Annotated in this window: 13 protein-coding genes; 6 read left to right on the forward strand and 7 right to left on the reverse strand. The window is 36.5% G+C overall.

Going from position 1 to position 15,885, the window contains the following annotated elements; all coding sequences use genetic code 11:
- Window positions 1-14: 14 nt before the first annotated feature.
- On the reverse strand, window positions 15-833 hold the full coding sequence (locus AC2SLN_RS05095; RefSeq protein ID WP_486548483.1) for a class I SAM-dependent methyltransferase: 819 nt from the start codon (window positions 831-833) through the stop codon (window positions 15-17).
- Between the two features lie 390 nt (window positions 834-1,223).
- Here AC2SLN_RS05095 and AC2SLN_RS05100 point away from each other — a divergent pair, with 390 nt between their 5' ends.
- Complete coding sequence (locus tag AC2SLN_RS05100) at window positions 1,224-1,415, forward strand: DNA gyrase inhibitor YacG (protein WP_486548484.1); 192 nt, start codon at window positions 1,224-1,226, stop codon at window positions 1,413-1,415.
- A gap of 41 nt (window positions 1,416-1,456) precedes the next feature.
- On the forward strand, window positions 1,457-2,644 hold the full coding sequence (locus AC2SLN_RS05105; protein WP_486548485.1) for an aspartate aminotransferase family protein: 1,188 nt from the start codon (window positions 1,457-1,459) through the stop codon (window positions 2,642-2,644).
- Window positions 2,645-2,893: 249 nt separating this feature from the next.
- Here the strand turns inward: AC2SLN_RS05105 and ruvA are convergent, their stop codons facing one another.
- From ruvA to AC2SLN_RS05120, 3 genes are all read right to left on the reverse strand, one after another.
- Window positions 2,894-3,532, reverse strand: a complete 639-nt coding sequence (ruvA, locus tag AC2SLN_RS05110; RefSeq protein ID WP_486548486.1) for a Holliday junction branch migration protein RuvA — start codon at window positions 3,530-3,532, stop codon at window positions 2,894-2,896.
- Window positions 3,533-3,813: 281 nt separating this feature from the next.
- On the reverse strand, window positions 3,814-4,302 hold the full coding sequence (locus AC2SLN_RS05115; RefSeq protein ID WP_486548487.1) for a hypothetical protein: 489 nt from the start codon (window positions 4,300-4,302) through the stop codon (window positions 3,814-3,816).
- Window positions 4,303-4,444: 142 nt separating this feature from the next.
- Window positions 4,445-5,650 (reverse strand): phosphoglycerate kinase, encoded by a 1,206-nt coding sequence (locus AC2SLN_RS05120; RefSeq protein WP_486548488.1) that lies wholly within the window; start codon window positions 5,648-5,650, stop codon window positions 4,445-4,447.
- A gap of 546 nt (window positions 5,651-6,196) precedes the next feature.
- Between AC2SLN_RS05120 and AC2SLN_RS05125 the strand changes: the two genes are divergently transcribed.
- Window positions 6,197-6,526, forward strand: coding sequence for a TraR/DksA family transcriptional regulator (locus AC2SLN_RS05125; RefSeq protein ID WP_486548489.1), 330 nt, complete (start codon window positions 6,197-6,199; stop codon window positions 6,524-6,526).
- 116 nt (window positions 6,527-6,642) lie between these two features.
- Here AC2SLN_RS05125 and AC2SLN_RS05130 read toward each other — a convergent pair whose 3' ends face one another.
- Entirely contained in the window at window positions 6,643-7,665 is a 1,023-nt protein-coding gene (locus AC2SLN_RS05130) for a serine hydrolase (protein WP_486548490.1), read from the reverse strand.
- Between the two features lie 372 nt (window positions 7,666-8,037).
- Between AC2SLN_RS05130 and AC2SLN_RS05135 the strand changes: the two genes are divergently transcribed.
- The 3 genes from AC2SLN_RS05135 to AC2SLN_RS05145 all read left to right on the forward strand — a co-directional run bounded on the left by AC2SLN_RS05135 (window position 8,038) and on the right by AC2SLN_RS05145 (window position 12,326).
- On the forward strand, window positions 8,038-8,673 hold the full coding sequence (locus tag AC2SLN_RS05135) for a response regulator (RefSeq protein WP_486530932.1): 636 nt from the start codon (window positions 8,038-8,040) through the stop codon (window positions 8,671-8,673).
- Between the two features lie 115 nt (window positions 8,674-8,788).
- Window positions 8,789-10,519 carry a sensor histidine kinase gene (locus tag AC2SLN_RS05140; RefSeq protein ID WP_486548491.1) on the forward strand — a complete coding sequence of 577 codons (1,731 nt, stop codon included), beginning with the start codon at window positions 8,789-8,791 and terminating at the stop codon, window positions 10,517-10,519.
- An 88-nt stretch (window positions 10,520-10,607) separates the two neighbouring features.
- A complete protein-coding gene (locus AC2SLN_RS05145) occupies window positions 10,608-12,326 on the forward strand; it encodes a sigma 54-interacting transcriptional regulator (protein WP_486548492.1) in 1,719 nt (572 codons plus the stop codon).
- A gap of 20 nt (window positions 12,327-12,346) precedes the next feature.
- Here the strand turns inward: AC2SLN_RS05145 and AC2SLN_RS05150 are convergent, their stop codons facing one another.
- A complete protein-coding gene (locus AC2SLN_RS05150; RefSeq protein WP_486548493.1) occupies window positions 12,347-13,942 on the reverse strand; it encodes a S41 family peptidase in 1,596 nt (531 codons plus the stop codon).
- A 124-nt stretch (window positions 13,943-14,066) separates the two neighbouring features.
- On the reverse strand, window positions 14,067-15,662 hold the full coding sequence (gene gpmI / locus AC2SLN_RS05155) for a 2,3-bisphosphoglycerate-independent phosphoglycerate mutase (RefSeq protein WP_486548575.1): 1,596 nt from the start codon (window positions 15,660-15,662) through the stop codon (window positions 14,067-14,069).
- Window positions 15,663-15,885 lie beyond the last annotated feature (223 nt).

The raw sequence follows: 15,885 nt of genomic DNA on the forward strand, positions 1-15,885 counted from the left end.
ACCTCAATGCATGTTCAAACTACCTGCGATAAACCTCTTAAATAATGAGAATACCAGCCATCAAATCTAGTTCTATAGTACTCAGGTTTTATCATTTGGATTTCCCAGCATGTTTCATTTCGAGCTAAATATTTAATTTCAAAATGAGTTCTTGCACTGTGTTTAGGGATTTTAAATTTTGTTGTATAAAGTTGCCAGGTATCACAGGACTGTTTATAAGCATTTTCAATATAACTTTCAATATTACTTGCCAATATAACTTTACCATTCGGCTTTAGACGTGATAATAAAAACTCAAAAAACGGCATATTTAACCACTGCTGATTGGCGTTTTTAGGCTCCGGATTTGGATAGAGAAGAAAAAATGTATCGATACTCATTGGCGCAAAGGCAAATACAGAATACGGTATGGCATCAGCATGCACTGGCAATAAATTGTCTTGAATATCCTCTTTTTGTTTTAAAGCCTGCGTAGTCGCTGAAAACACAGAAAACTTATTCAAAGTACGCTCAATCGCTATAATATCATGGTCAGGATTCTGTTTTGCATAAAGACATGCATGCATACCCTTGCCAGCACCAATCTCAACAATTAAAGGTCTCACTTTGTTGAGTCGCTCTGCACTATATGCCTCAGAGCTATCTAACTCATTAATAAGTGGCCCAGCATCATCATTAATAGTAACAACGTGTCCTTGGCGCTGCTTAACAAACTTAGGGAGTTTAAAGTCACGTGGCTCTCTTAATTTATCTGGTTTAAAAACTCTACAGTTATTATGGGTAAGAGAGTCCTGAAGACCTGCTTGTAAACTTGAGGGTATTAAAAGTTGCATAAAATACTTATCTATTAATTAAATGGGTAGAATAGTTAGTGCAAATAATATATAACGTTACTTATTGGCTTATGATCTTATTCATTTTTAATATTGGTAAATGAGTTGATGTAGACGCACGTTTTACTATGATATATTGACACTACTGCGTATAGATATAGAGACTGTATATCTGACTTTTAATTTTAAATTGAAAAATCATATATGCAGGAGATTCATGTTATTAACTGAAAATATTCAGCGCTACCTTTTCTCCATATCTTTTTGAATGTCTGCGTCAATGTAATCTAATTGCAATCCAATCTCAACTGTTGAATCACTCTAAGATTAGCCAGCGTTATTCATTATATCAGTCAATTAAACTCACTTAATTTTAATAATTTGTTATGTATGCAAAATAATAATATTTCTACCACTAAAACCTATCCATGCCCGCAATGTCAAAAACCCACAGTATGGGATAATAATGACTATAAGCCATTTTGTAGTAAGCGGTGTAAACTGATTGACTTGGGTGCGTGGGCAAATGAAGATTATCGTGTCCCCGCTCACAACGATCCATTTACCAATGAACTTGAGTAATGTAAATTGTTTAATAATTTGTCTATAACATTAGGATAATCATGCCAACATCACATTCATATATCATGCCAACCTATAGTCCACAACCCATAAGTTTTTCACATGGGCAGGGAAGCTGGCTATATACAGCGAATAACACTGCATATTTAGATGCACTAACTGGTATTGCAGTTTGTGGCTTAGGTCATTGCCATCCAGCGGTTACTGAGGCCATAACTCAACAGGCTTCTACCCTTGTTCATACAAGCAATCTTTTCAAGATCGAATGGCAAGAAAAAGCAGCAGAAGCCCTTTGCAGAGCTGCGGGTATGGACAGTGTTTTTTTTGCAAACAGTGGTGCAGAAGCCAATGAGGCGGCACTTAAAATGGCACGATTATACGGATATAACAAAGGTTATAAAAAACCAAAGGTTATTGTGATGGAACGCTCCTTCCATGGTCGTACCTTACTTTCTGTCTCTGCCACTGCAAATCCAAAAGCGAGAGAAGGCTTTTATACTTTAGATGACGACTTTATTCGTGTTCCATTTGGTGATATACAGGCAATCAACAAAGCAGCAGCAGAGCATAATGAAATTACTGCTGTTCTACTAGAGCCAATTCAGGGCGAGGGTGGACTTAATACGCCCACAGAGGGTTTCGTATATTTGGAACGGGTTCAAGATATTTGCAATAATAACGATTGGTTATTTATGCTAGATGAAGTGCAAACCGGCAATGGACGTACTGGTAAGTTTTTTGCTTTCCAACATAGCAATGCTCAGCCTGACGTCTTATCTACCGCTAAAGGGCTTGGCAATGGATTCCCTATTGGGGCTTGTATGGTTAGTGGCAAAGCCACTGGCTTATTTAAAGTAGGTAACCATGGATCAACCTATGGAGGAAGCCCGCTGGGTAGCCGTGTCGTACATACTGTGTATGATGTCTTACGCAACACAGATATTATGAATAACGCTACTACCGAAGGTAATTATATTCAGTCATCTGTCCAGCAAGAGTTAGGTGGCTACGATGTTTCAACGCGCGGTTACGGCATGATGATTGGTGTGGTTTTACCTAGTCATGTAGACTGTAGCTCACTAGTTGATGATGCCCGCGAGAAGGAAAAACTTATATTAAACCTGACTGGGACTCATGTCATTCGATTGTTACCCCCTCTAAATTTATCACGTAATGAGAGCGAGCAACTTCTTGATAAGTTAATCAGAGTCATTAAAACCAGATTATAAATCTCTCCATAAAAAACTAAAGCCTCATTCAGAAATGTGAATTTAGGCTTTAGTTTCTTTTGGTTTTAGGGTTGTTTGCTAAGAAGTTATTTGCTAAGAAATAGTTAAACGAGATTACAGGTGCTTACGACCCTGTATTGAGTAATTTATACTGACGCCTTTATACTGATACCTTTATACTGCGTAGTTGTTCTAAGCAATGGTTAATTATTAATATAACTATTATATATAATTAATCGCTAAACATCATTAATAGCTGGATAATTGTTGCAACGTTAATTTAAGTAGTGTTTGCGTGTCTAGTATCATATCTTCATTACCTAACTCTCTAGCAGCCCTGATGGCACTTTGCGCTTCTTTTTCACGATATCCCAAGCTAATTAATGCAGACTCAACTTCTGCTAATACGACGCCTTCCGTATCTGTTGATGAAGGTCCAGAATGAGTCAATGAGCCGTCTAAAGAAAGCAAGCTATCGCTAATAATACCGTCAAACTTACCTTTTAGTTCTATTAATAAACGCTGTGCTGTCTTTTTTCCAATACCCGGAACTTTAATAAGTGCTAACTCATTACCTGATTCAACGCAATGTTTAAGGTCACTAATTGACAGTGAAGACATCATTGCTAATGCCATTTTTGCACCAACTCCATTAATACGTATTAATTGGCGAAAGACATCACGTTCACTTTTATCTAAAAAGCCATAAAGAAGTTGGGCATCCTCACGCACCTGTAAATGCGTCCATAAACTGACAGTCGACTCTAATCGAAGTTGACAAAATGCTGGTAAAGGCAACTCAACCTCATACCCTACCCCAGCCGCAGTCATTATACATGTTACTGGTGCAGAAAGATGACACACTCTACCTTCAATAATTCCGATCATAGTTATCTTTTAATCTGTAAGTTTAGTTTGTTAGATTATAACAAACATTCGTATTTATACTGTAATAATTAAGAATTTACCTTTTAACTAAATAAACAATTAAAAAAGCGATAACACATCAAATATTACACTGAAAATTATTAACTAGAATAGGACAAATCCTGCAAGTTAAGCATGAATTTTAAATATTCAAAAATAAAAAAACCCTAACATAGGTTAGGGTTCTTAATATCGAGCATTATATCAACAAAAAATTAAAGCCGAACTATGACCATTTAATATTAATACTGTTGGTCTTCAGAGACAGCTTCAGAAACTTTTGGATCAGCTTGTAAATCTACATTATCTTTGGTGTTATTTGCAATATTTTTAGCGCCATCGGCAACCGCACTTGCACTGTTTCCAACGGCATTGGCAGTACCTTCGACTGCTTTATTAGCACCTTCTGCAACTGCTTCACCAGCATTTATGGCTGCACCAGATACAACAGCACCTGCTGTCTTAGCACCATCTATAGCAGACTCTCCAACATTTTTAGCCGCATTACCAGCATCAGCAGCCACATTTTCAGTGGCCGTTGCCGCGTCTCCAGCCGCATTAGCTAAATTATCCCCAGCTTTCTCTGCGTTTTCAGCAATATCATTGCCTGCATTTTCGGCCGCTTCTTCAACAGCTCCTTTATCGGCAGCTTCTTCAGTTTGCTGGCTACAGCCAGTTACTGCGAAAGTACCTGCAATTAAACTTGCTACTAAAAAGTTACGCTTCAACATATTTTTTCCTTACATATAAAGATAATTAACAACGATTGAATTCTATAAATAAACATTTATAAAAACAAGTAACTAATTGAAAGTTTAGGTTAAGTTATATTACAGAACGAGTTAATAATTATTAAATTAATATAGTTATCAATTACTTATAATTACTTACAAGGGCAGCAACTGCAGGCAAAGTTTTGCCTTCCACAAACTCCAAAAATGCACCACCGCCTGTAGACATATAACTTACCCCATATTCTACATTGAATTTATGAATGGCTGCTAGGGTGTCCCCACCACCAGCAATCGAGAAGGCCTCACTTGCTTTAATCGCTTCTGCCAATTTACGAGTTCCCTCACTAAATGCCTCTACTTCAAACACACCTAACGGGCCATTCCATAATATGGTTGCTGCGTTTTTAACCGAATCAAAAATATGCTGAGCACTATCAGCAGCGATATCTAAAATCATTTCATTATTCCCAATCTCAGATACGCGTCTTTTCAAAGGTGTTGCAGACTCTAAGGATCCTATAAAATCATCAAAATTAATTTGAGACTTATCCGCTACTATCACATACTCAGGAAGCAATACTTCAGTTTGGTTCATAATTTGCTTGGCAGTATCAATCATATCAGGCTCATACAATGAAGCGCCTACTGAATGACCTTTAGCCGCAATAAAAGTATTGGCTATACCACCACCCACAATTATTTGGTCGCAAATTTTAGCCAAGCTAATTAATACATCAAGTTTAGTAGATACTTTTGAACCACCAACAATAGCGACTAATGGCTTTTTTGGTTCATTTAACGCTTTTTCAAGCGCAACCAGTTCATTTGTCAGCAGTGGTCCAGCGCACACCTTCTTTCCGTCTTGCGCTGCAGCACTAATAACGCCTTCAGTAGAAGACTGAGCCCTATGAGCTGTGCCAAAGGCATCCATCACAAAGACATCACAAAGTCTAGCATAACTTTGGGATAATTTTTCGCAGTTTTTCTTTTCGCCTTTATTGAAACGAACATTTTCCAGCAATACAACATTACCGACTTTTACATTAACCCGCTCATTTAAATAATCGTTATTTAATTCCACTTGCTTACCAAGCTTGTCAGATAAATATTCCGCAACAGGCTTTAAAGAGTACTGCTCTTCATACTCGCCTTCTGTAGGTCTTCCTAAATGAGAGCAAACAATGACAGCCGCTCCTTTTTCTAGCGCCAGTCGAATAGTGGGTAAACTTGATTGCAAGCGTGCATCATTAGTGATTTTGCCATTTTGAATAGGCACGTTGAGATCTTCACGAATCAAAACTGTTTTACCCTTTAGATCTTCATCTTTCATTCTGGCAAACTTCATGTTTATATCCTCTAATATTTATCATTGTTAAAAGGAAGTAATATGTAACTAAATACGTCAAATTTTAGCATATTAGACAACGGACAATCTAAATTTCCAACCTTTAGAGCCATTCAGTTGTTTTTATAAGAATTAGTAAACTCGGTATTACCTTATTAAATACTGTATTACTAATAAATATAGCTTCATATTTACTAAAGGCGTTATTACCCGATAAAAAGCCTTATCTAAATCTGCTACCTTTTAATTATAGGCTTTAAAGTTAGAAATAAAGGAATTTAAAGCACAATGCTAAATGTTATATATCTTTTAAGATAACCACTTTTATGTGTAAGTATATTTATTTTCAGTTTATCGCTTAACTTTTTATGACTGTCTATCTTTTCGGGAGCGTATATAAAGCAAATTAAAATGAAAAAATAAGCTATTCAAATAGTGGCACCTGAAAAGCTATATCACTTAATAAATGTTATCATTGTATTAAATACATTTAGCCTCTTACACCCTTTCTCTTTAATATGAGAGTTTTGATTTTGGAGAGTTACCATGAACAGAGATTTTACTGAGATTAAACAACAACTTTTAACACTTAAAGATGAGTATAGTACTCGAATTGCTAAAATTGAGGATCATATTCATAACCCGCAAGATGAATTAAATGAACATTGGGATGACCAAGCAATATCCATGCGCGATAATGAAATGCGCAAAACTTTGTTGCTAGAGGCCAAACAGGGCTTAACTTATGTCAACGCAGCTTTAAGCCGTATAGAGAGTGGTAATTATGGCGAATGTGAGGTATGCGGTGAAGAGATTGAAGACCAGAGACTAAAGGCCGTGCCTTATGCAACGTTATGCATTAAGCATGCCTCATAAGTCTTAATGTTTTAAAAATAGTTGTATACAAAAAAAGATTGTCACTAGAACAATCTTTTTTGTATACAACTTCTTAATAAATAAGCAAAAAACCTATTGTTGAAAATACAACACGTTTAAATAGATCGACGTAAAGCCAAACCATTTAAAATGGTCTCTGCATCATTCCAACGAGTAGAAGACGAGTTAGCCCCTAAAATAACAATGACTGCTGGACGATTATTCACCCGTGTTTCCATAACGACACATCTGCCTGCCTCGTTAATGAAACCTGTTTTTGAGATACCTATTGGATAGCTGCCACTGCGAACTAAATAACTTGTATTACGTGCCGGATAAGTACGATTACCTGCAGAGTAATTTGCTACAAAAAAATCGTAATCTTTGGTGGTAGAAAACCTGCGAATAACTTCGTAATCACCAGCTGCTTTAACCATCTTAACTAAGTCAATGGGAGAGGCAACATTACGTTTATCAAGACCTGTTGGATCACCAAAAAATGCACTACTCATCCCTAACGATTGAGCCTTACGATTCATAGCACGCATAAAGGCATCGTACCCACCTGGATAATTACGAGCAAGAGACTTAGCCGCTGGGTTCTCAGATTTCATCAGTGTCATTAATAATAACTCTGCACGGTTCATCCTATCGCCAGACTTCAGTCTTGAACTAGCACGTTTAGGACCAACGAAATCAATAGGCTCTAAAATAATCTCTTCGCGCATATCTAGACCAGCGTCTAAAACTACCATGGCAGTCATTAACTTAGTAATTGAAGCAATAGGTCTGGCAATATCAGCATTTTTAGAATATAAAGGCTTGTTGGTTTCAACATCCATGACTAAAACACCACTTGACCTAGTAGAAATAGGTAGGGTGTCATAATAGCTTGAACTTGAACTATAATGATTAGGAGTAAATGATGGTGTGCTACCATACGAACTCTTCTTATTAGAATACATTATAGTTCGCGCTTGGGATAAGCCATCGGCCCCACCCCAACTGATTTTAGCTGCGCCATCTTTACCCTGTTCAGAAATAGTCAGAGCCGCATTGGACAAAGATGATACCGAACCTAACCCTATAATGATAGATGAAAAAATGAGGGTGTTTTTAAATGATATTTTTAAGTTCATGAGGCATCCCGATAGAAGCGTTAAAATTAAATCTTAGAAAAATAAATACGTTTTAAACAGTTCCTATACCTATAGATTACTCGTTATCATCAAAAACAAAAGAACCTATCAGTTTTATATACATAATTATGTAGATGTAACATATGTAAAACTGGTAATGAATAACTCTCAAAACTATAAATAACGTATTACTAATGAAATATAGCGTAACTTGTTTTATATTTATAATATCATCATTGAGTCTTATCGTTAAGTAAATAATTATGAGTCGTAAAGGATACTAAGGTATATTGTCAATTAACAACATAAGGTTTACGATACCGTAACAAATTCGAGGTTCATTAATTTTTAGACAAGTCTGGATAAATACATATGATTAAAGTATTAGTTGTCGATGATCATGACTTAGTTAGAATGGGTATCAGTCGCATGTTAGCTGATGATACTGACATTGAAGTCATTGGTGAAGCAGATAGTGGTGAGCAGGCAATTAAAATGGTCAAATCTACGATCCCAGATGTGATATTACTGGATGTCAACATGCCCAATATTGGTGGTGTTGAAACAACCAAGCGGATAAGACACTTTAATAACTCGGTTAAAATTCTTGCAGTAAGCAGTGTATCGACTCAACCTTATCCCTCGATGTTATTAAAAGCAGGTGTTAATGGTTACATTACTAAAGGCACACCGCTTGAAGATATGATAAAGGCAATAAAAAAACTATATCAAGGTGGAAAGTACTTTAGTAGTGATGTTGCAGAACAATTAGCAGATATGTTATTAACCGATAAAGAAGAATCTCCTTTCGAACGATTAAGTGAACGTGAAAAGCAAGTTGCGATGATGGTGGTTAACTGTCAAAGTCCACAACAAATAGCTGATCAACTATTTGTCAGCGTAAAAACAGTAAATACTTATCGCTACCGTATTTTTGAGAAAGTAGGCGTTGATAGTGATGTGAAATTAACGCATCTTGCCATGCGCCATGGGTTAATTACGCCTTAATTTTAGCTCAGTACAACAAATACTGATTTATTTTTCAGCACTCAATTGTTTATATTGTTTAGTATCTCCAAGATTCCCCTCTTTTAAGATTAGTCAACAAAACTGGAATATTTTAATGCTAAATGGGTTCATCGATAAGTTAAAAAAGGAGCATAATCAAACTCAATTGCCTTTTCTTCAGCTCCGAAAAATGGGACTCATTTACAATACCTACCGTGTCATCATTAGTTTGTTCCTTTTTTTATCTAGTTATGCACTCACTTTTAATAAAATCACAGTAGCGTCAACCCTAAACCTACCTTCCTTTTTGCAACAAATAACCCTTTTGTTTTACTGTTTTTTTAGCCTCTTATTATTGACTTTATATTACTTTATACCTCGACAGATAGTGAGACAACTGGGGATTGGTTTAACTTTTGATGTCATTATCATCAGCCTACTTTTATATACTACTGGTGCCCCTGACATACAGCTCATTATGTTATATCTGGTAGTTGTTAGTGCCAGTTTTATAATTCTTCCTCCTTATCAGTCAGTCATCATTACATTAATGGCTATTATATTTGTTATTTATCAAAATTTTTTATATGCCATTACCAATACAATGGGATTAACTGATATAGGAGATGCTTTATTAATATCATTAACTTTTGTAGCCGTTGGGTATTTGAGTTGGTTTGTATCGCAGCGTTTAGCACGTATAGAAAAAATTGCTAATGAACAAGCAACAGAGGTTGCTAAGCTGAACATTATTAACAGGCAAGTGATCAGTAATATGACACATGGGGTTATGGTATTTAATAAGGATTTAATCCTGCAACTTACAAATAGGTCCACATTAACTCTATTAAATTTAAATTTACCCAAGGATATCGTCAGGAAACTTAATAACGATAAATACTCAGCCTTTGTTTTTATGCAGCAGATTAATCTGCTGCATCCAAAACTACTTGAATGGCTTACAAAAGTAACCCGAAAAACTCAGGCTACTTTTAATTATGAACTTTCGCAGAGTACTCTAAAAACTTCACAACTTCGCTTTACTACAACACCTTTAGAAGAAGGAAGCTTGTTGGTAATTATCGAAGATATACATCGTGAACAAACAAACGCCCAACAATTAAAACTTGCATCTCTTGGTCAGTTGACAGCCAGCATTGCTCATGAAATTCGTAATCCTTTAGCGGCGATATCTCAGGCGAGCCAGTTGCTCATTGAAGATGCTGAGACACTTAATGAACACCAAGAGAACATAAATGTTGACGCAAATATTGATAGAAAATTAGCCACTCATATGCTCGATGAATCAGATATAGAATTATATAGAATGATTTATAATCAAACCAAACGGGTTAATCAAATCATTGAAGATGTTCTTAAACTGTCGAAGCAAGATAAACCCGATCAAATAACATTTATGCTATCAAACTGGTTAGAAGAATTTGTTCAAGACAACTTTGACAGTAAGGACGTAGTAATCACTACATCATGTGATCAAAAGGTTAACTTCGATAAACGTCAATTAGAGCAAATTTTAGTAAATTTAATCAATAATGGCCTACGTTTTAGCCGAAAAATTGATTCCAATGCTCATATTAAAATTGAAACCGATTACAATGACAACGATGTTATAATCGATATTATAGATAGTGGAGAAGGCGTCGCTGAAAGTGACCAACTTGACTTATTCAATCCTTTCTTTACGACAGATTCTGATGGTACTGGCTTGGGATTATATCTATCTCAGTCTTTCGCTTTAGCTAATAATTCTAGACTCGTTTATGTGCAAGATCATCCTGATACCTGTTTTAGGTTACTAATACCTAGGGTTATAGAAGACGAATGACATAAATTATAATGTCCAATATATCAGTACTACCACGCTGGACTTAAGCTAAACACCCAGCCCCTTTTATTTTTATGTGAGCCGCAATATGACTAATACTGCTTTAATAGTTGATGATGAAGTAGATTTATGCCGTTTAATGCAAATTACTCTCAGAAAAATGAATATTGATGCAGATGTAGCATATAACTTATCTTCAGCTCGTCGTTTGTTAGCAGACAAAAAATATGATTTTTGTTTAACAGACTTGAGACTTCCTGATGGCTCAGGTATTGACTTGGTTAAAGAGTTAAATCAACAAGGGAGCAAAATGCCCATTGCAGTCATAACAGCGCATGGCAACATGGATTTAGCCATTGAAGCATTAAAATATGGTGCTTTTGACTTTGTCAACAAACCTTTAGAGCTGCCAAGGCTTAGGCAGTTGGTGGGACAAACGCTAAAAGTAGCACTTGATAATAATGATTTATCTTTAAAGACCACTGATGAGATTGATCTTACTCAACAGCTTCTAGACAAAAGGCTAATTGGCCAATCAATTGTGATGAAAAACTTGAAAAAAACAATTGTTAAACTCGCTCGTTCTCAAGCTCCTGTATTTCTATGGGGTAAGTCAGGAACTGGGAAGGAAGTGGTGGCTCAATTAATTCATGATCTAAGCCCTCGACGTGAAGGCAATTTTGTTCCAATTAATTGCGGGGCTATTCCTTCAGAGCTGATGGAATCGGAGTTTTTTGGACATAAAAAAGGCAGTTTTACTGGGGCGAATTCTGATAAAAAAGGGCTATTTCAACAAGCAGATGGTGGTACCTTATTTCTAGATGAAGTAGCTGACCTACCGCTTTCCATGCAAGTAAAACTATTGCGCGCTATTCAAGAGAAGAATGTGCGAGCCATTGGTGACACTCAGGAGAACCCTGTTGATGTAAGAATATTATCTGCAACGCATAAAAACTTAGATCAATTGGTCCAAGAAGGGAAGTTTCGTCAGGATCTTTATTATAGAATTAATGTTATTGAGTTAAAACTGCCAACACTTAATGAGCGTGAAGAGGATATTAAAGAATTAGCAAACTTCTTTTTAGACGATATAGCTAATGAGTGGAAGATACCAGATAAATTTAGTTTAAGCGATCAGGCCATCAATTCTCTTACCAAAATCCAATACGACGGAAATGTGCGTCAATTGCGCAACATTCTAGAACGTGCGGTTACTTTAACAGACTCCAATTTAATTAAAGCTGAGCATTTAGGCTTATTACCTTCTAAACAGAGCCATTCATTATCTAAATTCCTAACTCAACAATCTAATGAGTTAGATAACTCCCCCCCAGAAGTTACATCTCCTCCTAAATCAAATAACAAATCAAGCCAAGGCACATCTACATTGCCAAAATTGGCACCTAATTTAGCAGTTAAAGAAAGTAATAATAAATTCAGCGGTATTTCATACAGCTCGGGTATATCATTTTCAAAGAGTCTTAAAAATAGAGTATTGAATATTAATAGTAAATCCTCAGCTCAAAACCCTGACAATAAGCTGAATCTATCAAATAATAAAAAAGATCAAGTGATTAATGACGAATCATCCAGCTCTATTGATAATCACTCTTTTGCTGAACTGCCAGAGGATGGTCTCGAGTCTTATCTACTTAATAAAGAACGTGAACTTATTATTATCGCTCTAAACCAAACCAACTGGAATAAAACTAAGGCAGCAGAGCTTCTTAAAACCTCATTTAGATCACTACGTTATAGAATGCAAAAGTTAAAAATTGACGAATCTAGGGATGGCAATATTGACTAGTCCAGTATGTTATAAATGAATTAATAGTCATTAGCAATTGAAATAGGGCCCTTATTGTCATCAAATTTTATACCTATAGGACGTTCTGAAGATAATATAATAGAAATTGCCTGATCAATCCAATCCTGCCCATTACTCACTAAAGTAATATCTGGCTGGACACCAAATCCATCAATAATACCGCCAGTGGCACTACGGTATTCAGCAACTGTCAACTTCAATCCCCCGCCCGACTTTAAAGGAACAACCTCTTGAACGGTTCCTTTACCAAAACTTCGTTCACCAATAATCTTTGCGAGCTTATTGGTTTGTAAGCTGCTTGATAATACTTCTGCCGCTGAGGCTGTATATTTATTTTGCAAGATAATTATAGGAAGATCTGATAAAAAAGGAGTACCCCTTGCGCTAATAACCTGATTATTGTTAGCACGATTTCTAACTTGAATCAAATTTTTATCCGCCACAAACAAACTTGCAATATCAATAGCCGAGGACAATACACCACCTGGATTATTACGTACATCTATGATTACACCAGTGATAGGTACTCCTTTCTCACGCAGGGCATCAATGAGTTGTGTTCTAGAGCTATTTTGAAATATAGGCAATTTGACGATAGCTATACCATTTTTGATATCGACAGTAAGCTTATTAATTTGAGATAAGTTACGTTGCAAAACGATATCCCTCTTAATACCCTGATCATCAACCACCGTGACTGGAACTTGAGAACCTGCAATACCCGCTAGCAACTGCTCAATATCTTGAGAACGCATGTCTTCAGTCAGCTTAACTTCCTTGATACGCAACAGTTTCTGCCCTATTTTAAGACCAGATTCTTTAGCAGATGATCTCGGTAACACTTTGTCTATAACCCAAACTTTATTTAAAGTATCAAACTTGGCGCTCAAGCCAACTTGTCCAATTTCTCCATCAGTAAAGCTACGCAACTTTTCAAACTTTGCAGGGGTCAGATATTCAGCATGAGGATCAAGCTTCTCCAGCATACCTCGGATAGCATGTTGAAATAAAGCTTCATCGTTTACGGGTTTGAAATAATCGTGACGAATAATGTCTATTACCTCAACAAAGGTTGCAATTGTTTTCGGTGATATTGCATTGAGAGGAACAGCATCTGGTGTTAGTTTTAATTGAGAGACTTTCAACTGATCTCTTTGCGTTTCTGACTTTTGCTTATCTAGTTTCTGATTATCTAATTCTTGATCATCATTTGACCTATCATCTTGTAGTATATCAGTATCTATAGGTTCTTCAGAACTGAATGCATCCTCATCAACTACTGCATCTATATCATCACATGACTCATCACAAGAAACATCAGCGTCAGAGGTAATAGTTGCAATTGGTAATAAATCAGGCATTCTTGGTTCTATTAATGAAGACGGAGCAGCAGCATGTGCGGACATTGCTGCTGCGCATCCTGATCCTAAACATATTAAAGTAGAAACCGCTATAACCTTAGATAGCTGTCTTAGAGTAAACAAAACAAATGCTTTAGTGGTGTGTAGACCAATGGTAGTTTTATTGTATGAGACTAAAGTTGACGGAGTCCCATTGAGTAAATTATGTTTTAAATAAAACTGATTTTTGCTCATAATAGACTCATAATGAAAATGATCGAAAATAACATCTAGATCTAGAATAACGTTTAATTTTTAAAATCAGAATACTCAAACAAAGCCTATTAGCTTATAAAAAAGCTATTCTTAAGATAAGATTCTAGTAACAAGACTCAAGTAAATTGATGCCTGTCATTTCACTCGGCACATCAAGCCCCATTAAATCAAGGATAGTAGGCGCAATGTCACTCAGTTTACCACCTTCTCGGATCCTTACTGGTTTGTTACCCACATAAATCAATGGCACTAATTCAGTAGTATGCTGGGTATGCACTTGACCACTTTCATAGTCTTGCATTTGTTCGCAATTACCATGATCGGCCGTAATCAATAAATGACCACCAGATTTAACTACCGCCTCAGCAACTTTGCCAACAGCCTCATCAAGTGCCTCGACTGCTTTAACAGCTGCTTCAAATATGCCTGTATGACCTACCATATCGCCATTTGCATAGTTAACAATAATCGCATCATACTGTCCTGAATTAATAGCTTCAACAAGCTTGTGGGTAACTTCTGGCGCACTCATTTCAGGTTTCAAATCATAGGTATTAACATCAGGTGAAGGTATTAAAATACGTTTTTCACCCTCGTACTCTTCTTCCCTACCTCCACTAAAGAAGAAAGTCACGTGAGCATATTTCTCAGTCTCAGCAATACGCAGTTGGGTTTTGTGGTTGTTTTGAAGATATTCACCGAAGGTATTATGGAGTGCCGTTGGTTTATAAGCTATTGATGTTTTTGGGTGTTTAGCCAATTCATCAGAATAGTGAGTCATCATGACAAAGGCTGATAATAGAGGCTGTTTTTTTCGTGCAAATCCAGCAAACTCATGATCAGGCAAAACGAATGCTTGACTCAATTCACGCGCCCTATCGGCTCGAAAGTTCATGAATATAACCGCATCATTATCGTCAATTGTAATGGGTGTCTCTCCATGTTCAATGACGGTTGTGGGGCTAACAAATTCATCGGTTTCACGCGATTTATAAGCAGCCTGTACTGCCCCATCTGCTCGGGTGGCCATGCGATCCGCTTTACCTAGAGTCAATAAGTTATAAGCCTGTTCCACCCTATCCCAACGATTATCTCTATCCATCGCAAAATAGCGACCGATAATGCTCGCTATTTGAACATGACTATCATAATAGCTATTTAACTCTATGAGGTAATCTCTTAACCGCTTAACGTATTTATCAGCAGACTTAGGCGGTGTATCACGTCCATCTAAGAAACAATGAACAAATATTCCTTTAGCGCCATGAATAACAGCTGAATGGCACATGGCTTCAATATGGTCCTGATGTGCATGAACCCCACCATCAGATAGAAGACCCATAATATGTACATTACCACCCGCATTTTTTGCCGCTTCAATAGCCTCTTTAAATACTGGGTTTTTGTAGAAATCACGATTCTTAATATCACATGAAATACGAGTAGAATCTTGAAAGAGTACACGCCCTGCACCAAGATTCATGTGACCTACTTCAGAATTACCAAATTGACCCTCTGGCAATCCAACATCTTCACTAGACGCCGAGATCAGACCGTGTGGATACTTTTGATAAATTCGGTCTAGATTTGGGGTGTTTGCCGCAGCAACTGCGTTATCTCGCTCATCCTCCCGATGTCCAAAACCATCTAAAATCATTAATACGTGTGGAATCTTCTTATTTTGATCTGCATCTGCCATTAACTTACTCTCCAGTGACTCTTTAAGATTCATGTTAAGATTCATGTTAGAATTTTCGTTTTATATTTAGTTAGTAGCGCCAGAACAACAATTAAATGTATGATAAGATTATAACTTAGATAAACTTCTATTAAATGCTAATAGCTTTGACAATCATAGTCGATGCGATATTGGTAAATCATCAAGCATTTCAAATAGTACCTTTGTAATAAGCAACTTTTAA

Source organism: Psychrobacter sp. CX90, assembly GCF_057396305.2.